25 protein-coding genes, 2 tRNA genes and 1 other RNA gene are annotated in these 19,797 nt (G+C 41.4%); 3 read left to right on the top strand and 25 right to left on the bottom strand.

Annotated elements, in window-relative coordinates:
- Window positions 1-38 precede the first annotated feature (38 nt).
- Complete coding sequence (locus D6774_01830) at window positions 39-947, bottom strand: branched-chain amino acid transaminase (protein RME78247.1); 909 nt, start codon at window positions 945-947, stop codon at window positions 39-41.
- Between the two features lie 263 nt (window positions 948-1,210).
- Here D6774_01830 and D6774_01825 point away from each other — a divergent pair, with 263 nt between their 5' ends.
- From D6774_01825 to D6774_01815, 3 genes are all read left to right on the top strand, one after another.
- Complete coding sequence (locus tag D6774_01825) at window positions 1,211-1,924, top strand: HIT domain-containing protein (protein RME78246.1); 714 nt, start codon at window positions 1,211-1,213, stop codon at window positions 1,922-1,924.
- Window positions 1,921-2,529 (top strand): hypothetical protein, encoded by a 609-nt coding sequence (locus D6774_01820; protein RME78245.1) that lies wholly within the window; start codon window positions 1,921-1,923, stop codon window positions 2,527-2,529. Before D6774_01825 ends, D6774_01820 begins: the two co-directional genes overlap by 4 nt.
- A 173-nt stretch (window positions 2,530-2,702) precedes the next feature.
- Window positions 2,703-3,029 (top strand): hypothetical protein, encoded by a 327-nt coding sequence (locus D6774_01815; GenBank protein ID RME78244.1) that lies wholly within the window; start codon window positions 2,703-2,705, stop codon window positions 3,027-3,029.
- Between the two features lie 52 nt (window positions 3,030-3,081).
- Here D6774_01815 and leuS read toward each other — a convergent pair whose 3' ends face one another.
- The 24 genes from leuS to D6774_01695 all read right to left on the bottom strand — a co-directional run.
- The gene (gene leuS / locus D6774_01810; GenBank protein ID RME78243.1) at window positions 3,082-5,871 is read right to left on the bottom strand and encodes a leucine--tRNA ligase; all 2,790 of its coding nucleotides are present in this window, start codon (window positions 5,869-5,871) and stop codon (window positions 3,082-3,084) included.
- Window positions 5,872-6,033: 162 nt separating this feature from the next.
- Window positions 6,034-6,228, bottom strand: a complete 195-nt coding sequence (locus D6774_01805) for a hypothetical protein (GenBank protein RME78242.1) — start codon at window positions 6,226-6,228, stop codon at window positions 6,034-6,036.
- A 15-nt stretch (window positions 6,229-6,243) separates the two neighbouring features.
- Window positions 6,244-6,441: a DNA-directed RNA polymerase subunit N gene (locus D6774_01800; GenBank protein RME78241.1), complete on the bottom strand. Its 198-nt coding sequence runs from the start codon at window positions 6,439-6,441 to the stop codon at window positions 6,244-6,246.
- Window positions 6,438-6,836: a 30S ribosomal protein S9 gene (locus tag D6774_01795; GenBank protein ID RME78240.1), complete on the bottom strand. Its 399-nt coding sequence runs from the start codon at window positions 6,834-6,836 to the stop codon at window positions 6,438-6,440. Before D6774_01795 ends, D6774_01800 begins: the two co-directional genes overlap by 4 nt.
- Window positions 6,833-7,249: a 50S ribosomal protein L13 gene (gene rplM / locus D6774_01790; protein ID RME78239.1), complete on the bottom strand. Its 417-nt coding sequence runs from the start codon at window positions 7,247-7,249 to the stop codon at window positions 6,833-6,835. The genes D6774_01795 and rplM overlap by 4 nt, the downstream gene beginning before the upstream one ends.
- Window positions 7,246-7,608: a 50S ribosomal protein L18e gene (locus tag D6774_01785; GenBank protein RME78238.1), complete on the bottom strand. Its 363-nt coding sequence runs from the start codon at window positions 7,606-7,608 to the stop codon at window positions 7,246-7,248. Before D6774_01785 ends, rplM begins: the two co-directional genes overlap by 4 nt.
- A gap of 88 nt (window positions 7,609-7,696) precedes the next feature.
- Window positions 7,697-7,779 (bottom strand) — tRNA-Leu (locus tag D6774_01780).
- Window positions 7,778-8,482 (bottom strand): DNA-directed RNA polymerase subunit D, encoded by a 705-nt coding sequence (locus D6774_01775; protein RME78237.1) that lies wholly within the window; start codon window positions 8,480-8,482, stop codon window positions 7,778-7,780. The genes D6774_01780 and D6774_01775 overlap by 2 nt, the downstream gene beginning before the upstream one ends.
- Entirely contained in the window at window positions 8,479-8,916 is a 438-nt protein-coding gene (locus D6774_01770; GenBank protein ID RME78236.1) for a 30S ribosomal protein S11, read from the bottom strand. The genes D6774_01775 and D6774_01770 overlap by 4 nt, the downstream gene beginning before the upstream one ends.
- Before the next feature lie 2 nt (window positions 8,917-8,918).
- Window positions 8,919-9,590 carry a 30S ribosomal protein S4 gene (locus tag D6774_01765; protein ID RME78235.1) on the bottom strand — a complete coding sequence of 224 codons (672 nt, stop codon included), beginning with the start codon at window positions 9,588-9,590 and terminating at the stop codon, window positions 8,919-8,921.
- Window positions 9,591-9,604: 14 nt separating this feature from the next.
- Window positions 9,605-10,057, bottom strand: a complete 453-nt coding sequence (locus D6774_01760) for a 30S ribosomal protein S13 (protein RME78234.1) — start codon at window positions 10,055-10,057, stop codon at window positions 9,605-9,607.
- 170 nt (window positions 10,058-10,227) lie between these two features.
- Window positions 10,228-10,303, bottom strand: a tRNA-His gene (locus D6774_01755).
- A gap of 94 nt (window positions 10,304-10,397) precedes the next feature.
- Window positions 10,398-10,934, bottom strand: a complete 537-nt coding sequence (locus D6774_01750; protein ID RME78233.1) for a hypothetical protein — start codon at window positions 10,932-10,934, stop codon at window positions 10,398-10,400.
- A 25-nt stretch (window positions 10,935-10,959) separates the two neighbouring features.
- Complete coding sequence (locus tag D6774_01745) at window positions 10,960-11,637, bottom strand: MinD/ParA family protein (GenBank protein RME78232.1); 678 nt, start codon at window positions 11,635-11,637, stop codon at window positions 10,960-10,962.
- Between the two features lie 7 nt (window positions 11,638-11,644).
- Window positions 11,645-12,097, bottom strand: coding sequence for a hypothetical protein (locus tag D6774_01740; protein RME78231.1), 453 nt, complete (start codon window positions 12,095-12,097; stop codon window positions 11,645-11,647).
- A complete protein-coding gene (locus D6774_01735) occupies window positions 12,094-12,558 on the bottom strand; it encodes a hypothetical protein (protein RME78230.1) in 465 nt (154 codons plus the stop codon). The genes D6774_01740 and D6774_01735 overlap by 4 nt, the downstream gene beginning before the upstream one ends.
- On the bottom strand, window positions 12,551-12,874 hold the full coding sequence (locus D6774_01730) for a nascent polypeptide-associated complex protein (protein ID RME78248.1): 324 nt from the start codon (window positions 12,872-12,874) through the stop codon (window positions 12,551-12,553). The genes D6774_01735 and D6774_01730 overlap by 8 nt, the downstream gene beginning before the upstream one ends.
- An 8-nt stretch (window positions 12,875-12,882) precedes the next feature.
- Window positions 12,883-13,044 carry a preprotein translocase subunit Sec61beta gene (locus tag D6774_01725; GenBank protein ID RME78229.1) on the bottom strand — a complete coding sequence of 54 codons (162 nt, stop codon included), beginning with the start codon at window positions 13,042-13,044 and terminating at the stop codon, window positions 12,883-12,885.
- A 123-nt stretch (window positions 13,045-13,167) separates the two neighbouring features.
- An RNA gene (gene rnpB / locus D6774_01720) (RNase P RNA component) lies at window positions 13,168-13,470 on the bottom strand.
- A gap of 5 nt (window positions 13,471-13,475) precedes the next feature.
- Entirely contained in the window at window positions 13,476-14,540 is a 1,065-nt protein-coding gene (locus D6774_01715) for a hypothetical protein (protein RME78228.1), read from the bottom strand.
- Window positions 14,537-16,972: a DNA gyrase subunit A gene (gyrA, locus tag D6774_01710; GenBank protein RME78227.1), complete on the bottom strand. Its 2,436-nt coding sequence runs from the start codon at window positions 16,970-16,972 to the stop codon at window positions 14,537-14,539. The genes D6774_01715 and gyrA overlap by 4 nt, the downstream gene beginning before the upstream one ends.
- Before the next feature lie 316 nt (window positions 16,973-17,288).
- The gene (scpB, locus tag D6774_01705; GenBank protein ID RME78226.1) at window positions 17,289-18,491 is read right to left on the bottom strand and encodes an SMC-Scp complex subunit ScpB; all 1,203 of its coding nucleotides are present in this window, start codon (window positions 18,489-18,491) and stop codon (window positions 17,289-17,291) included.
- 10 nt (window positions 18,492-18,501) lie between these two features.
- Window positions 18,502-19,083, bottom strand: coding sequence for a hypothetical protein (locus D6774_01700; protein ID RME78225.1), 582 nt, complete (start codon window positions 19,081-19,083; stop codon window positions 18,502-18,504).
- Between the two features lie 27 nt (window positions 19,084-19,110).
- Window positions 19,111-19,797 (bottom strand): hypothetical protein (locus D6774_01695; protein RME78224.1); only part of this gene is annotated, 687 nt, incomplete at its 5' end.

The raw sequence follows: 19,797 nt of genomic DNA, 5'->3' as shown, positions 1-19,797 counted from the left end.
GTATCACTAACAGTACAACTACAAAAAAGTATTAGTTCTTAATTGACGAAGGTAAGCCACTTTGCATATTTTTCTTCTTTTCCATTAACGGTGTCAAAGAAGATCTTCTGCAATTCTTTGATGATATGGAACTTCCCATCCCCTATGTTTTTTCCATCAACTTCGCGAATGGGTGTAAACTCAGCAGCAGTTCCTGTGAAGAATGCTTCATCTGCTTGTTCTACATCTTGAAGGGTAAGTGTTTTTTCTTCAACGGTATATCCTTGGTCTCTTGCAATCTGCATCACAGAGTCTCTTGTAATACCGGGAAGTAATGCTCCTGGTTTTGGCGTTGCGATGTTGCCATCTTTGATTAAGAAAATGTTCTCTCCCGATCCTTCGGCAAGGTTACCTTCATCATCTAAGAGAAGTGCTTCATCAAAACCTTTATCCAGAGCAACTCGTTTTGTGACAACTGAATTGTAATAGAATCCAGTGATCTTTGCACCTGCGAAACGATTGTGTTCACGTCTAAGATCAACAACAGTAATCCTCGTACCTTTTTCAAGTGCTTCTTCTCCCAAGTATGCTCCCCACGGCCACACGATGATCGCAACATTTACGGGGGAGTTTCTCGTGTCAAGTCCCATAGGACCATATCCATGATACGCGATGGGTCTGATGTAACAAGCCTCAACGTTATTTTTTTTAATAAGATCTATTGTTGCTTGTTCTAATTCTTCTAAGGTATAGGGGATTTCTAGGAAAATAGTTTTTGCAGAATCGTAGAGGCGTTGCAGGTGTTCTCTGAGTCTGAAAATCGCAGGACCTTTGTCCGTCTTATAGCAGCGAATCCCTTCAAACACACCTGTTCCGTAATGAAGGGCGTGGGTTAAGATATGTACGTTCGCGTCTTCCCACTTCTTGAATTCACCATCCATCCAGATGTAGTCAGTTTCTTGTACCATAGGGAGTATTTTTTGTTTTGCATATATAAAATATACTTTCATCGCCCGAGTTGCGAGAACGAAATAGGCGAACTAGGAGGCGAACTAGGCGATTACTTCGCAAGAGATGTTTCGCAAGAGAAGCAATTCCCTTATTTCTTGCACTGAGTGTAACTCACGAGCGTATTTCCCTCCCGTTTCTTATCCTGCACGGTGCATTTTATTCACTTGCTTACAAGAGCATCTCCGCATCTTTTAAATAGCACAACTCCTTTATTCTTCACATGTCTGAACTCACACCCGAGCAAAAAGCAGCTCTTGAAGAACAGAAGAAAAACTGTCCCTTTTGTAAACTCGTTGCGGGGGAGTTTCCGTCTCATAGAGTCTATGAGAACGAAGTATTAATCGCGGTTTTGGATATTCGCCCCGCAAGAGAAGGCCATGTCTTAGTGATTCCCAAAGAGCATTATTTCATCCCTGCGATGATGCCTCCAGACGTATTCAAGAAGTTTTATTCTTCTCTGGGTGATATCGCAGCTGCGATGAAAAAAGCGTTGCTTGTAAAAAACGTTGTTGAATATTCTGCTCTAGGGGGAGGAGCAGGGCAACAAGTGCCTCACATGTGCGTGCATCTCATTCCAGAATGGACTCTTTCAGAGCCTAAAAAACAACTTGATGATGATCGCAAAAGGGACTTAGTAAAGAAAACAGAGAATGTTCTTAACGCGATGCTTCAGAAAAATCTTAGCGCGTTAGGGTACACTTCGGGTGCGTCAACCCAGCCGTCTCAAGCATTTACTAAAGAGCAAGTAATTGAGATTATTGATCAAAACCCTGATCTTAAGAAACTCATTGAGGAAAAACCTGAAGATTTTAGAAAATTAGTTGCTTCAAATGATCAGTTAAAAATTCTCTTTGAGCAAGTCTCCGTTGATGAGATTATTCAACACTATGCTCCTAAGACGAGTCTTGATGACATTGCGGGGTTGTTTAAATGATACTCTATCAAGATGCTTTAATCAAGATTGAAATTCCTTCTACTGCGTATACGCGAGCAGAATTCGTGATTACGTTTAATAAAAAAGTTGATTCCTTTGAAGAATTAACACCGCATCAAAGAGAACACGCATACTTTGCAGCGTCATTTGCAGCAACAATCCTTTTTGAGAACACAGGTGCTATTGGAACAAATATTATCGTGTTGGAGCATCCTTTGCGTTTTTTAGTCGTAGCGCAGTTTGAAGATGAGTCGCACAGTTTTCTCTGGGAACCTCTTCATATTAAAGAAGATAAGATGAAGGAGATCGCATCTAAGATTAAAGATAAATGCGATTATATCGGAGTTGCTCAGCCTTCACAACAACCTCTTGACTTGGACAAAACAGAAGTTATTGAAGAAAAAAGCAAGAAAGACCACAAAGAGCAACAATCAGAAGAAGAACAAGAAAGAAAACGTTCTGTTGAATCGCAAAATGAAGAAAAAGAAGATGGTGTTGAAGAAGACACGTCTACAAGAGAAGATATTCCTAAAGAGCCTGTTGATGAGAAAGTACGGGTGATAGAGAAGAATTATCTACTTGATCAGTTGAGAAGACGAGCATAGACGACGAGCATGGAAAACACCAACAGAGGTCTTAAATACTTCTTCCAAGGAAATCTTATTTGTCTTAAGAAGGAGTTTCTACGCGCTTTTTCCTAAAAAATAAGAATGTAGAGTGTAAAAGAAGAGCATAGTGTAAAAACTCTTAAATATCCTCTGTGTCAACTACACGTGTCATGGTTAACCTAACCGTATTTCAAGAAATGCAAAGGTATTATGAGCAAAATCTTGCCCGCTACGTCATAGAACACGGTGGAGAATACTTGGAATTAGACCCTTCTCTAAAAGAAACCTTCTACACAAACAAAGATCAATGGGTGCGAAGAAAGGAAGACTTCAAAAGAATGTTTGGAACAACTCCTTTGTTTATGGAGATTCCAACAAAGATTCCGGGTGGACTTGAGGGAAAAGTCGTGCAGTTAAGTGATGGCATCCTCATTGGAAATCCAGGAAGTGAGGTTTCTTGGAATACTTCAAGAAGACGCAGAAGAAAACGGTTTTAAAAAAAAACAGTTCTTACTTAGTTTCAATAACGCGAAAAGGTGGTAAACGGTTTCACAACCGCACTGCTAAACTACCAGGAAATGCTTTATCTGCTAGTTCCCCCTCTTCCTCAATCGTGACTGCACAATCATATCTCTTCTCTAATTTCATCTTCACCTTGGATGCTGCTGTGAGTTCATCTTCTCGCGATAAGAACACTTTAGGAAGTCGCGAGGGTTTTTTCACAATTGCAGGGATTAATTTTCGAACGTCTTCTTGGTGATCTTCTAAACCCTTAACGGTTTCAAAGTGTTCAATCAATTCACGAACATTAAAGGTTTCTTTGAGTTTGAGCATCATCTCCTTTGCAAAAATGTATTTCCATGGTTGGGCAATGCCAAGTGAAACGGTATCAAGGGTTTCTTTTCCCAATCTTGTTCGTAGATTCTCTATGTGTCCGAGTGCGTCATCTACAAATTCAACAATTCCTTCTGCAGTTGGATCTATTTTAGAAAGATCTGCTTGAGGCCAGTTTGCTAAAGAGACATAACCTTCACATCCCATTATTGACCATGCTTCTTCAGCGGTAAACGGTGCGTAGGGGGATATCATGACAACCCAGTTTTTAAGTGCTGTTGAGAAAATGTCTTTGTGGACTTCATCAACTCGTGAGAGGTATTTGTTAATCATGTTTTGATATTCAAAGAATACTTTTTGAAGAGCTGTTCTAAAGAGTGTTTCTTCCATAAGCGGAGTGATTTCTGAAATAAGCGAGTTCATTTTTGATTCTAGCCATTTGTCAACGTCAGTCACTTCACTTCTTCCTTTGCCATAATGTTTTGAGACGATGTCTAAAATTCCTCTCAAGCGTCCTTGCACGCTTCGGGCAAATGCACGTTCAAAGTTTGCATCATCAACTCCTTCGCCTCCGTTGAGCACTGCTAGTCGTGTGGCGTCTGCTCCGTATTCTTTGATAACTTCTCGAGCAAGTAAGAAGTTACCCTTGCTTTTACTCATCTTCTCTCCATCAACCATTAGGTGTCCATTAACACCTATGCCTGCGGGCCATTTTGAAGGCTCAAAAATAGCAACGTGATTGAAGATGTAAAACGTTAAGTGGTTTTGAACAAGGTCCTTTCCTGAGTTTCTAAAGTCGCAAGGATAGAAGTATTCAAAGTGTTCGCGTGCTTGGATAAGCAAAGGGTTGGTCACCGTTCCTTTTCCGTAGAAGAGGTACTCAAAAACGTCGTCGGTAAGCTCGGATGGGTCGAGTTGTTGAACAAACGGCGCTATGGTATAGTATGCGGGGTAAATGGTTGAATCTGAGAGTGATTCAATAAGCCATTTTTCATCCCAGGGCAGTCTTGTTCCTAAGCCTTCTTCACGTGTGCATGCCCATTCGTGTAGCCAGTCAATAACGAACTCAAATTGAGCACGTATTTTTTCAGGATAGAGTTTTATTGTTTTTAGCGCTGTGTGTGCTAATTCTTTCCAAAGGGGATTCGCATAATCTATGAACCATTGATCGTCAACGATTTTGACAATGCATTCATTAAGTCCTCTGCTCACTACGCGTCCAGTAAGCTCGTAGAGTATGTGTGCTTGTCCATTTTCAAGCAGTTCTCTTTTCATAAGTTCTTTTGCTTTTTGCACTGGCATTCCCGCATAGCCATTGCAGTTATCATTCATAACACCTTCATAGAATCCTTTTTTGTAAACTATTTTTTTTGCTTCTTCGAGTTTTTTGCGATCGTGTTGGTTTTTGATTCCCATCTCTTCAACTATGGTTACCGCTGCTTGATCTCCAATGTCTGTTTTGATGATGGGAATTATTTTGATGTTCTTGATTTCTTCTGGGTCTAGTCCGTACTTTGCGCAAAGTTCTTCGTCTTGCCATAAGTCGCGCAAACCGATGTAATCATCAGGAGCATCAGAAGGAACGGAGGTTACCAGACCAGTTCCTTTTTCTGCTTTTGGAAAGAAGGATGGGAGTACTGGTATTTCTCGTTCTATGAATGGGGCAAGTGCTTTTTTTCCTATCAGTGATTCTCCGCAAACCTCTCCAATTTTAGAAACAGAGTATCCTTGTTGCTCTAGTTTTTTTAGGCAAGGTTCTGAGATGATCCAGGTCTCATCGTTGACTTTTGCTCGCACATAGGTTATTTTCGGGTTTGCCCAGAGGTTGGTTTGTCCGAACATGGTCTCGGGACGAAGCGTTGCAACGACGAGGTACTCATCGCCCATTTTGAATTTTATGAGGAGGAATTCTTGTGGGGTTTCACCTTCTCCTTCTGATCGGTCGTGATCTCCTACTGCTGTGTTTAATACGGGGTCCCAGACTACGGGAAATTTTCCTTGGATGACATATCCTTTTTTCTTAAGGGTGTTGAATTGCCATCTGATGAACGCATCATAGTGCGGGTTGATTGAAGTAGTTACGAATTCACGTGACCAGTCGATGGATGCTCCTAGTGATTTGAAATCTTCTTTGAACTGTGGAACGAAAAACTCTACCCAGTACTTAGGGTCTTCAAAGGGTGTGACGTCATCAATACCCATTTGTTTGAGAATTTGTATTTGTGTTTCTTCACGTTCTTTTACTCTTTTTGCTGCGTTGACAATAGGAGATCCTGTTGCATGCCATCCTTGTGGAAAAAGAACGTTAAACCCTTGCAGTCTTTTGAATCTTGCAAAGGCATCAACACGAGTTGCGGTGAATACATGTCCTAAATGTGCATAGCCGTTAACATAAGGGTAGGGGAAAGTGAGGAAGAATTTTGGGCGGTCGTCAGGTTCAGCTTTGAAGATGTCATCTTCTTCCCATTTCTCACGCCACTTTTTTTGAACTGCTTCGTAATCCATTACTCGATATACATTCCAAGAAGGTATTTAAAAGTTTGTGAGAGTCTGCGTGATCCTAGAAAAGTAGGAATTCTAAGACACTTTAAAAGTGCTGGATGTGAGATGAATGCAGTGCAGAACAAGAATAGCAAGTTTGTATTGTAGGTAAATCGGGTTTAAGAATTATTCTTGAAGAGGAACCACTCTTATTTTCTTAGAGTTTGCAGAATCAAATTTTAGGTTTTTCAAGGTGTATTTTTCAATACCGTTTGCTTTTGCCCATGCATGTGCTGCTTCTTCGGTTTTGAAGGTCTTTGGGCGTTTTGATCTGTGCCTTGAGATTCTTCGAACGTTTGTTTGTCTTACTCTGATGCTCATGGTTTCTTAACTCGTTTAGCTCTTTTTGAATGCTGCTGCGGTTTCAATGAGTTCTACATGTCCTATGAATTGTTGTCTGCAACAGTATCTGAAAAGGCCAAGCTCATCTAGAACTTTTCTCGCGTCTTCGCCTTTATCAGTTCGTTCTTTATACTCTTCCCATAGGTGTGCAATGGGTTTTCCACAGCTCCAGCATCGAATTGGTATGATCATCGGTATGATTTTTGGCGTTTTGCACGCGCTTTGGAATCGTTTGGTTTACGAGTTTCTTTGTAACGTGTGTCAGCAACGAGTAGTGCTCTATCGTAATCTTGAAGGATTTTACGTGTTGTTTCTCCTCCGTATTCGCTTAGTGCTCTTCCTATTGCAAGACGTACCGCTTCTGTTTGTCCCATTTGGCCTCCGCCAGATACACGTACAGTGATATCAACTTTGTTTGCAATGTCTGGAACGAGCATAAGCGGTTCTTTAATTTTCATTCGGCAAACAGCTGTGCCATAATAGTCTAATGGTTGTGAGTTGATACGCACAATTCCAGATCCTTCTTTAAGGTTTGCGCGAGCAACTGCTTGTTTTCTAAATCCTGAGGTTATAATCGGTTGTTTCATTGTTTAGCACCAAGGTGTTTTGATACTTCACCAAGTGTGGTGAAATGAGTGTTAGGGAGTTTTTTAACATTAGCTTCTTCAATGGTTTCGAAGTTTTTCCCTTCAAATTCTGGGGGGATGCCAATATAGCATTTGATTCGCTCAAAAGCTTTGCGCCCTTTTTCTTGTTTGTAGGGGAGCATACCTCTGATTTTTCTTCGAAGTAAACGATCAGCTCCTCTGTGAATGTATGGTCCTTTGAGAGGTACCGTTCTATTTCGTGATTGTTTAAATTTAGCTTTGACTACTGTTGGTTTTCCTGTGATGATTGCTTTGTCAGCGTTTACAATAATAACTTCTTCTCCAAGAAGTGCTTTTTTTGCAACAACGGTTGCAAGTCTTCCTACGATGAGGTCTTTTGCGTCAAGTATCATCCTACTATTCTCACCCCTCTGCCTTTTGGGTGTTTTTTCATAAGCTCAGGTAGTGTGAGCACAGTGCAATTATTTTTTTTGAGTTTTTCAAGTGCGCTTTGTGAAAAAGTATATGCTGCAACGGTGAGTTGTTTGTCTAAGAATCCTGAACCAAGGACTTTTCCTGGAATGACAACTACTTCGTTCTCTTTTGCGTATCTGTTGATACGTGAGAGGTTGACTGCTCGTCTGATGCGTGTTGGGCGCTCAAGATCGTTTGCAAGTCGCTTCCAAATGGGAGCTTCCTCTACTTGTGACTGTTTCTTAAGCTCCGCGATGAGCGCGATGAGCTGTGTGTTTGTTGGTCCAGTTCGTTTCATGTGTCTTTTGTTTGCAACCCCTTGAATTTTTGATTCAGGGTTTGTTTCTGGTTTGTTTTGAGATGAATCTCAATGGGTTGATGGTGAATGAGGGGGACGAGGTTTGAACTCGCGCAGGCATTAGCCACACGGCCCTCAACCGTGCCCGTTTGACCACTCCGGCACCCCCTCAAAGGAGTTTGATAAATGCATCAAGTTTCTCTTTGTTGAGGGCGATTGCTTGCTCGAGGATTTCTTTTGGTTCAAGTTGACCAAAGGACTCGAGGGTGAAGACGAAGTTTTTATCGGAGTGTTCCGCATCTTCTTGCGTCTCGAAGGAGTAAGGGATTGAATCGTCTTTGACGACTTTTGAGCCGACTATTGTGCCTGCGGGCCCCTCTCCTTTTTTGATTGTAGGTTGATAGTGATAGTATGCATGACCAGGACTCCATTTTGCGTGTTCTTTTCCTGTTCCGAGGATTGCTGTTGCTTCAATGTCAATTTCTTGACCTTCTAGGAGTTTTACAATCGGGGTGTTCTCATAGACGGGAACAATTTTAGGATCTTGACTTTTAAGGTCTTTTGCGTAGACAGTGCAAGGACCTTTTGCTTGAAGCGTTAATTTTACGGAGTTAAGTGCTGAGAGTTCATCATCTCCCTTGAATTGGTATGAGGAGAGATCGGTTGTTAGGGGAATTAATCCTAATCTGTGTGCGAGCATCTCATCATAGAGTACTGAACTGTTCTTATTGAACGTGACGTATTCTATTGCAAGTGTTGGAACGTCGTCAAGGATGCTTTTTCGAATAAGATTTGCAAATGCAGGTGTAGTATCGCTTAGTGTGAAGGTTATTGTTTTGAATGCAGGGTTATTGCGAACTACTTCTAACTTCATACTCGTCGTCCTCGTTTTCCGCCTTTTTTACGACACCCATCGTGAGGCAATGGAGTTACATCTTCAATCATGCCGATCTTGATTCCCATCCTTGAAAGTGCGCGTACCGCTGCTTGAGCTCCAGGACCGGGATTGTTGGGGCCGTTGTGACCGCCTTTTGCTTTTATTTTAACGTGAAGTCCGGTAATTCCTTTTTCAATTGCGACTTCTGCTGCTTTTTTCGCAAGAGTCATCGCTGCGGTAGGTGTTGGTCGTGCGCGTCCCGCCTTGACAACTTGCCCTCCTGAAGTGCGAACAATACTTTCTGATCCTGTGATATCTGTGATATGTAGAATCGTGTTATTATAGGATGAATAAATATGGCATAAACCCCACTTGATAGGTTTGTTGAGTTTTCTTTTTTCTCCTTGATCAATGAATTCTTCCTTAGCCATTTTTATGCCTCTGCCTCTTGCGTTTGCTCTTCTGCGTTTTGTTCTTCTGCGTTTGATGCTTGCGCTTGAGCCTCAGCCTGTTTAGCTTCTTCAGCTTTTTTAGCTTCTTCTTCAGCTTTTTTAGCTTCTTCTTCAGCAAGCGCTTTCATTTCAAGAGCTTTTTGAGGATTTCTTTCTGGGTGATCAGGATCTGCTAGTTGTGAGGTTGGTATGAAGTCAACTTGTGCTTCTTCTTCCACCGTTACGAGGTAGGATGGTGATGTGATCACTTTTCCATTAACTGCTATGTGTTCATGAGTGATGAACTGGCGTGCTTGCTTAATGGTTTGTGCAAGTTTTTTTCTAAACACGATTGATTGCAATCTGCGATCAAGAATGTCGCGTTGAGTAAGGAAAAGAATATCGTCCATTGTTTGCCCTTCTCGTAGGAATCCATAACGAATCATACGATCAACGAGCTGTTTTCTCTCTTTTTCTGCTTGTTCACCTTGGCGAACAACAAGGCTCTTTGCTTGATTTTTTGCCTTGGTAAGTACCATTTGCATACGCCAAAGCTCAGTATTATTCTTAAGACCATATTCTCTTTTTAGTTCCTTTTCTTCAAGGATACGAGATTTAATCCAAGGGTGGCGAGGTCTTGCGTACTTTTTCCTGTGTTTTTTTGTATCTCCCATGGTGAATTACTTGTTTATCGTTTACGCTTAGCGCCTCCTACTTTGCGTTTGTTTCTGAAATTTGATTGTGTACGTTGTCCTCTTACAGGAAGTCCCCATTGATGGCGCAAACCTCTGTATGATTTGATTTTGGCCAAGCGTTTAACGTCATTTTCTTGTTCGAATTTGAGGCTGGGTCCTACGATGTGTTTATCAACACCAGTTTCATAGTCTTTTTGACGGTTAAAGTACCACGAAGGAATTCCTGCTTTTTGAGGATCTGCGAGAATAGTGTCAATTGCGTTTATTTGATCATCTGTGAGTTCCCCTGCTTTTTCAAGCGGATTCACTTTTGCAAGTGCACACACAGTTTGTGCCATTGATGCTCCAACACCTGTAATTTTTTGTAGAGCGACCGCTATTCCTTTTTCACCTTTAAGATCGGTGTTTGCGATGCGTACAATGTGTTTGAAGTCTTTTTCTGCCATTTTTAGTTGAATAAAGCACGAAGAATCGAGAACAGCACAAGTAATTGCTGCAAACCCTCGATTCGCCTCTTAAGAGACTCGGGCTTTATTATTTTGTGAGGATTTTCACCTCTTTATAAAAGTATGGGTTGTGGGATTGTACGGAAAATCCAGGGAGGCTGACCATAAAATGGGCTGACGACCGGGATTTGAACCCGGACCAAAGGATCCACAGTCCCGTATGCTACCAGGTTACACCATCGCCAGCACAGTGATGCTTATGCACTACCAACTTCTTTATAAGGTTTAGGTTAATGTTTAGGTTAAGGTTTAGGTTCAATCCCTGTTTAGATTCGCTGCTCTAGCTTTGTGTTTGAGAATACTTCTTTGAAGCCATACGCTCATAGAGCTTCATTGATGCGTAAGGGAGTGTAAAGCACGTAACATAAATGAGAGTTACTAGTATTGTGCTTTGGTGTACTGGCATTCCAAGACGTGCTGCGAAGTCATTTGCAAGTTGCACCATCACTGCAATTGTAATAAGAGCAATGGTTGGGATGAAAATTCCTGCAATGATGTGGTGCTTTTCGTCAACGTGTTCTATATCTCTGATTAAAAAATCATACATGATTCCAAATGTCACTCCCATAATGGCAATTACGGCGTAGAGTTGGAAGCTTGTAAGGAAAATAAGCACTGGAACGAGAACAACTGCAAAAAAGAGGTTTCCTATAATGAGTATGAGCAAACCAGTCCAATAGAGTAGGGGAGCTGCGTTTTGTTTATACAACTCATGTTTCTTTTGCTTTTCTTCTGAGTAGAGCGTATCAAGTACTTGTTCTATTTCTTTTTCGTCCCAACCTCGTGCGCGTAATCGTTGGTCTAAAGGAAGTGGCATGAAAAAAGTAAAGTGGGACGCGTTCTTAAATCTTCCTAAGACTATCTGCAATTGTTAGTAGTTGTTGTGCAAAGGGCTTGTCGCGGTAACTGGTGAACACATGCGTTTTTGCCTGTGTTGCCTTGATAATCGACTCGTCCTTGTTAAGAACATGTATTGGTGCAATACCAAGGAGAACAGATATTGTTTCAAGAGAAAAATTGGTATCAACCGCGTTAACAAGGATTCCTGCGATGTCAACACCCAAGTCTTGGGCTTTTTTTATGAGTTGTAGTGCTTGTATGGAGCAAATATCATCTGGTTGTGTTACGACAAGCACGCAATCACAGGCTTTGATGAATTCATCAACACCTTGCAATCCTGAAGGCCCATCAACAATAATGAAATTAGCACAGCCGAAAAGGTCATCAAAGTGCTCTCGTAGATTCGTGTAATCTGCGCTTTGATTAAGGTGGGAGAAGATGATATGAAAACCATCTGGGTGCTTGTACGTGACTTCTCTGATTGATTTGCGCGAGCACAACACATCTTGTAGGCCATGTTCATTTCTTGGAGACCCTAAGAGCAGTCCTTGTGCAGGAGTGTGAACATCTGCATCTATGAGAATGCAGCGCTCGCTAAGTGTTGAGAAGGCGGCTGCAAGGTTAAGTGCGATGGTACTTTTGCCAACACCTCCTTTTCCTGAAAGAATTCCAATAATCATAGAAGTATTATAGAAGTTTATTTTCAACGTATTCTGTGAATTCCTTAACTTTCTTGTACCACTCCGTGACTTTGTCAATGTTAACTTCTTCAATGATGTCTTCAGAAAGGAACGCGTGCATGGTTACGTGTCGTCTGAATTCTCTTGAGCGATCAAATTCTGCTTTGTCAATTTTACGAAGGTGAAGGAAGCTCTCCACTGCTTCTTGTACGGCCTCATTATCTTCATATGCTTCTTTTACTCGTTTTGCGCGAGGAATTGGCGCTATGGGGACTTCTGAGATCTTTCCTTCTTCTACGAGTTTTCTGCATAGAGACGTAAAAAGGAAATCGTACGTATTCATAATTCTCGTAACGGAGTGTTTGAGAACATCAACTGTTCTTGTGTATTTGAGCGAGACGAATACTTGGTGGTCTGCGCGTTTTAATTCTTCTTTTGCTTCATCTAGTGCGTCTTTCATTGTAACTGCTCATCAACAAGGGTAAAGATCTCCCTTGTGTTATCTATAAATTTTTTCATTTGGGAAGTGGTGATTGTTGTCATGGAGTACTCTTCATCGCAGATGATGAAACTGTCTTTTCTACTGAATTCAACAGGAGAGTTTTTGTGTTGTTCAATGATGGTTTTCATATCCGCAATAAATGCTATGGATGCTGGATTGATCCCATATTTTGGTGCGAGGTTCATTTTGAAAATATCAAATTTAATTTCAAAACTGTCATGGAAGGGAGGAATGTTTTTTTCTTCACGTTCATAGTACACTGCCATGTTGATGATCTCACTTAAAGCAAGAAAGATATTATCAACGACTGCAAGAAGGAGTTTAGGATCTTTTACTAAGGGGTATGTTTGTGTTAGGATATGGTCTGCGACCTGTATGTTCTTGAGGGCTTTTTTTCTTGCTTGAAGGTACTTACTCATTGTTTAATTGGAGAATTGCTTGGGCAAGATCGCCTCCGGTGGATTCAAGTGCTTCGCGTGCTACCTCTAGCGAGACTCCTGCTTGTTCCGCAACGGTTTCAACGTCTTCATCGGAGATGGCAATTCCAAGGGGTCTTTCTTCAAGTTCTCCTACTATTTGTAGGGTTTCTTGACCCATCATATTAACCTTGGACACTTGCGGTTGGTGTACAATGATTTCTTTGTCCGCGCATCTGATGATTACTTCTTGGGCATCTATTTCTGTTTGTTGTATGCCCATTTTTTTCATCATTTGCTGCATTTTCCGCGGATTCATACCAGGTATCATAGAAGACCTACCTCGAGTAGGATGATGATTATTGCTATTCCTGCACCAAGAAGGATTACTTGTAGAGGTGTGAGTTTGATAAAGGATCCTGTTGCTTCATCGTAGGAGGTTAATCCACCCATTCCTGAGGGAAGTCTTATTTTGTTATCTTTTGCCATGATGGTTGTTTCGTTTCTACGTATTTAAATAGCTTGTTGTCTTGGTATAAAAAGGTAGTGAAAGGGCTGACTTGAACGTGAACTAAAGAGGAAGGATTAGAGGAGGAAAGATTGGAGGAGGAAGGATTGCGATAAGCCACTTTCTGTTCTACCCAAAAACCCTGTTGAGAGGGGTTCGATGGCAGTGACGGCATTTAACTTAGCGTCTAAATGACTTGCACCGGTCAGGATTCCCCGTTTCACCCGCTCCTTACAAAACGTCTGGACCTTATCACCTCAGTCGCCTGAAGCTTGCATCCTTCATTCTCTTGTAAGGTGGTATCGTTTCTTGAGACATTGCCGCTACTTTCGCAGCCTGGATTTCCCCAGTGACCTTTTTTGGTGAGTGGACTTTCCTCAGCAAAGCCGAAGGCCGTCTCGCAATCCCTACCTCAGGGAGATGTGCGCTCCTTTTTCAAAGTTACTAAAAAAAGAGTGGTTTTTCCTTGCTGGAACTCCAGAATACTCGTTTCATATCCTTTTTCCTCTGCCATGGTTACCAGTGCAGGTGGATTTCGCATAAGTGGGAGTACTTTTCCTGAAAGGATGTAGTCAAGGACGTAGAAGAAGTCTTGGTAAATTTTGTTGATTTTTTTCTCTGCAAGGAATCGCGAGGGTTCTATGATATTCGTCACAATTAGTTCAATTTCCCCTTCTTCACATTTGGTATCAAGCCATTCAATGTCTTGACGTGAAAAAGTTATGTGTTTATTTACTCCTGCTAGTTTTGCGTTTTTTTCCGCATTACGTATGGTTTTTTGATTGTCTGCAAATGCGTAGATTTTTGCGCCTTCATGTTCTTTGTTGTCGAGTTCTTGAAAGACGCGTTCTGCGACATCTTTGAATCCTTTGAGTTTAAGAAGTGCAAAATTGTTTTTGTTGTAGTAGTTAATGGGACGCTCACGGGAGATGTGTGCTGCTTCGATTGCGACCATTCCTGAACCGCAAAAGGGATCAAGAAGTGTTTGCTCTCCTGTATATCCTGCAAGAAAGAGCATTGCTGCTGCGGTTGTTCCTTTGAGACCATCGTTGTGTTGGAAGAGTTTGTAACTGCGTTTTCCCGCATCAAACCCAAGAAGGTCTATGCCGAAGATGAATGTCTCGTCTATCACATAAGCAAAAAAACTGGTGTGGGGATTGGTTAGATCAACTTTTCCTTGGATGAGCGATCCGAAATCTCCTTCAACATCTTGATTGTTGGAGCGTACTGCAAAGCTTTCTTCAACCCATGCATTTGCATCTCCTACTGAAATTTGAGGAAACGTTCCTTCATCAAGAACGAGAACTATTTTGGTTGTTGTTTGCATGAGGTAACAAAGTGCAATTACTTGTTCCTCATTATTTGCTTCAACAAGTACAACCCCATCTCTTTTTTCTCCGTTGAGGTTGAAGCGAAACGCAAGTTCTTGAAGAACTGCATCTTCTAGTCCTTTGCTGCAAAGAAGTGCTACTCTCATTGTTCAATTTTCGCAGCGTCAATGACCTTATCGTCTCCTTTAAGACGCATGAGGCGAACTCCTTGCGTGGAACGTCCAATGCAGGGGATGCCTGAGACTTGAGTTCGTATGATAATGCCGTTTCGTGAGATGAACATAACTTCGTCTTCGTCACTTACTGAGCGTACACTGACAACCTTTCCATTTCTTTGTGAGCAAATAATATTTTTAACGCCTACCCCTCCTCGGTTGGTAAGACGATACTCTGATTGTTTGGTGCGTTTTCCATACCCGTTTTCGGTTATGGTAAGAAGTGATTTTGTATCATCTCCTACGACCATTCCTATGACGTAGTCATCTCCTTTAAGAGTGATGCCGCGTACTCCTGCTGCACTTCTACCCATTGCGCGCACAGCGTTTTCTTCAAAGCGTATTGCCATTCCGTGAGCTGTTGCGAGAATGATTTGGTGGTTTCCATCTGTTTGACATACCCCTACGAGCTTATCTCCTTCGCGCAGGGTCAGTGCTCGAATTCCTCCTTTGCGCGGTCTTGAAAAGTCTGCAAGAGATGTTTTCTTAACTACTCCTTGTCTCGTTGCGAAGAACAAGTAGTGATCTTCTTTAAAGTCGCGTACTGCTTCGTATGCACATACTTTTTCTCCTTTTTCAAGGGGGATGAGGTTGATGATTGCTTTTCCTTTTGCTTGACGAGATCCTTCTGGGATTTGATATACTTTAACCCAGTGGACTTTCCCTTTGTCTGTGAAGAGCAAGAGGTAATCATGTGTTGATGCTATGAAGAGGTGTTCTGTGAAGTCTTCTTCTTTTGATGTTGTTGCGATGATGCCTTTTCCGCCTCTGCTTTGTGTTTTGTACGTATCTGCTGCGACACGTTTAATATATCCTTGGTGACTAATAGTGATGACAACAGGTTCATCTTCGATGAGGTCTTCAATGTCGATGTCAGTATCTTCTTCTAGATTTATTGTTGTTCTACGCTCATCTCCGTATTTTTCTTTTATTTCTTCAAGTTCTTTGCGAACCACAGCGTAAATGTTTTCATCGCTGGAAAGGATGTGTGTGAGATGTGCTATTGTTTCAAGTATTTGTTTGTGTTCCTCTCTGATTCGTTCTTGTTCGAGAGAAGAGAGTTTTTGTAGTTTCATATCAAGTATTGCTTTTGCCTGTACTTGAGTGAGGTCGTAAGTTGTGACTAGTGTGTTTATGGCGCTTTGCGTGTCTTTTGATGCTTTGATGTCTTTGACAATTGCATCAATGTTATCAAGAGCTTTGGTGAGTCCTTCGAGAATGTGTGCACGGTCTTTTGCTTTATTGAGCTCAAAAGTACAGCGCCTTGTCACAACGTCTTTGCGGTGCCAGATGAAATGTTCAAGCATTGCTTTAAGAGGCAATACTTTTGGTTGGTTATTCACGAGGCTAAGAAAGGTGATTCCTTGGGATACTTCAAGACGGGTGTGTTTGTAGAGTTGGTTGAGAATAACTTGTGCATTTGCATCTTGTTTGAGTTCTATTACAACGTGCATTCCGTTTCGGTCTGATTCGTCACGAAGATCTGAGATTCCTACGATTGTTTTCTCATTGACGAGGTTTGCGATGTGTTCTAGCAGTTGTGCTTTGTTAACCATGTAAGGAAGTTCTTTAATGATGATGCGTTGTTTTTTTCCTTCTTCAATTTCGGCACGCCCTCGCAAACGATATTTTCCTTTTCCTGTAAGGTATGCTTGGTGGATTGTTGAAAGACCGCAGAGAATCCCGCCCGTGGGGAAGTCTGGAGCAGTAACGTGGTTGATCAGTTCTTGAGGACTTATTGAGGGATTATCAATGAGAGCAATTGCCGCGTTTACCACTTCTGTCATGTTGTGGGGCGGAATATTCGTTGCCATTCCTACTGCAATTCCGCTTGATCCGTTAACGAGTAAGTGAGGTATTCTGCAAGGAAGTACTGAAGGTTCTTTGAGCGATCCATCAAAGTTAGGAACAAAGTCAACAGTGTCCTTGTCTATGTCTGCGAGTAATTCTTCTGCTAGTTTTGTAAGACGCGCCTCCGTGTAACGCATTGCTGCTGCACTATCTCCATCAACAGATCCGAAATTCCCTTGACCTTCCACAAGAGGATATCTCAAGGAGAAGTCTTGTACCATACGTACCATGGCATCATACACTGCGGAGTCTCCGTGTGGGTGATATTTTCCAAGAACGTCACCAACAATACGTGCGGATTTCTTGAAGGGTTTGTTATGGGTGAGACCCATATCATACATACCGTAAAGAATGCGTCTGTGAACGGGTTTGAGACCATCGCGCACATCAGGAAGTGCTCTTCCTACGATTACGGACATAGCGTAATCTAGGTACGAGTGTTGCATCTCTTCTTCTATGACTTGCTCTACTACGTTTCCGATTTTTCTCTCTACTTCTTGATGATCTGACATAAAAATACCCTAAGAAAAAAAGCAAGACTTCGTTTATAAAGTTTTGGTTTCATTATCGACGAGATTCCTTGATCTGGTTAAGACGCAAACAAAGAAAAACAAAGAAATCTGCGCGTCTGAATTGAGGTGTCTAGATGGGCATAGATGTGCTTAGTTGAAGACTGCTATGTTCTTGTGGTTTCTTTGAGAACGTGGTTTTTAACACTAAAAGAAAAATTGCAAAACACGCATTTTTTGCGTTTTGAAGAGAGTATTTTTGTTGCTGTGTGGTACTTTTGTTGTTTTCCGCATTGAGGGCATTGAACGATAAAATAAATCATAGAATGTGGTCAAGAGATTTCTTTTCTGTTTCTTCTTGGGATTCCTGAGAATCTTGGTGTCCTTCACTTGTTTTCGCAGGAGTCGCAGGAGTCGCAGAAGTTGTAGAGGCATTTTCTTCAAGCACTGAATCTTTTTCAAGAGTCTCATCTTGAAGCGTTGCATCTGTGCTGGCGTCTTGAGAAGTTTCGTTTTGAATCTGTTTCTGACTTGCAGAGTCATCAAGATCTTCTTCAATGATTTTTTTTGCAAGTTCAAGTGCTTTGTTATCTTCTTCTTCGTGATCGCCACCTGTTGTTTCTTCTGTTTCTTCTTTCGTGTTTGACACGTCCTGTAAGTTTATTGATTCTTCAGGGTGCTGCGATATGTTTTGCGACGATGATTGTTGTGTTGGCATAGTTTGTGTTGGATTCTGCTCTTCAGGATTCTGTTCTTCTGAAGTATCATTTGAGGAATCAAGTTCATACACTTCAAGTCCGTCTACCGTGACAGGTTCACTGCGAGCTAGTTTTTCATGATCTCTTCCTTCTCGTGCATCCACATTCCCTTGTTCTCTCTGTTCTTTCTCGTTTAGAGTTGTTTCGTAGATTTCTACACGTGGTTGTGTTTCTTGTTGTGATTTGCTTTCTTGATGAGCCTCTTGATGGGCCTCTTGCTGAGTCTCTTGAGAATTTTCTTGAGTAGTCTCATCAAGCTTTTTTTGTGGCTCGATATCTTTGAAATCTTTGAAGAGTTCGCGTACCGCTTTTGCATCGGGAAGGTCAAAATAGTCAAGAAATTTCTGAGTGACTTTTATGATGTAGGATCTTCCGTGGCGTTGTCTTGTAATAAAACCTTTTTCTTCGAGCTCTTGAATGTGCTCGTATGCTTTAGTTGATCTGATACGAATAACATCTGATTGTAAGATGGGTTGCTTCCAAGAAATAACTGCAAGAGTTTCCATCACAGGAAACGAGAGGTCTGTGTGAGTGTTGATTTTTCTAACATAGGGCAAGTATTTTTCTCGCACTGCGAGTTTCCACCCATCACCTTCTTCGATAAGTGTAAGAGGGCTTTCCTGTTCATCAAGTCTTTTTTTAATATCTTTAATTGCTTCTTTGATAAGCCCTGGTTCAGTAATCTGAAGAATGTTACACATCTCGTCAAGTGATACTGCTCTTCCTGCTGCAAAAAGTATTGCTTCAACCTCTTTTTCAACCATTGGTTTGTAGTTATGTGTTTGCGTATTTATTCTTTTGTTTTTTCACAAGCCCCTTTTGAGCCATGACGTCAAGATATGCCTGTACGTTCTCTTTGGGAATGCCTGTTGCCTTTGCTAGTTCTTCTACGCTTTTTGCTCCTGTTTCAAGAACGCGTGTGATGAAGTTTTGTATAATTGTTCTCGTGTTTTTGTCTATGACTTGATTGCGTGCTCTTAGTTCTTTTACTGTTGCATCAGTTTGGTGAAGTCTTCCAGAGATCTCTGTGAGAAGATTTCCAACATCTTCTCGTTTAAGAGTAAGCTCTGAAGGCTCAATAACCTCAATACTTGATGGCATGTAGTTGAAAAGAAATTCTATAAGGTGTGCAAAGCTTTTTACCCATACTTGAACGTCGGCAAAGGTTGAGAAGAGCTTGTCCTGGGGCTCTGCTTCTGCAACGGATTCTGAGACCACATCTAACCATTCTTGCTCATTCATGTGATCAACCACTTTGAGCATGGTTTCCTCTACATGTTCCTTGGGAGCTCCAAGAATTTCAATGATTGCTTGAACGAGGATTTGTCCTTTTTTGATGCGAGTTTCTTCATCCATTCTACTCTGTACTGCTCAGAAGAGGGTTTATATACTTTTCCTAACGCCAAAAAATGCGAATAAAGAGAGAACAGCCCCCACAAGTGCTGTTTTTGCAAGTGGTGGTTTGTCTTTAATAATGATTTTCTTTTTCTCTTTGGGCTGGGTTGCTGCTTGTTTGAGCGGTATGGTTATGCGTTGCTTGTGTGGTGTTTTTTTCTCATCAATGTAATGATCTATGATGATTTTTGCTTCTTTGCCTTGTGCCTTGAACGTGAGATCAAATTCAATACTTGAGTGTTCTGCTATGTGGAGGTTGAGTTGTTGAGTGGTATTGCGATAGGCTATTTTGGATATTGTTGTGATGTTATGAAAGGTATTGGTAGGATTAGTGATTTTGATTCTTATATCGAAGGGTTCGTTTTGTAGTGCTTGTTGTGGTGCGTGTAGTATTTCAAAGAGAAGCGTTTCTTTTTCTTTAGTTTTGTTTTTTTGAGAGGTTTTCTTCAGAATGCTCTTGTTAATCGGGATAGTAATGGTTTTGCTAAGGCCCAGTCCTGAAAGGGTTACGTGTAGGTCATTGCGAGGACATCTTTTGAGAGGAATTGTGAATCGAAGTTGGTGTTTTCCTTTGTTGAGAAGGTCTGCTTTTGCTTCCCCTATGACTTCTTTATCTTTTGCGCGCAAGTGGAGGACTTTTTTGGCGTCTGCTTTTGTTGCGACAACTTTTGCATT

The organism is Candidatus Woesearchaeota archaeon (assembly GCA_003695435.1).
Lineage (GTDB): Archaea > Nanobdellota > Nanobdellia > Woesearchaeales > UBA11576 > J101.
Note: the sequence above shows the minus strand (reverse complement) of the source record. Positions and strands in the feature narration are given on the sequence as shown.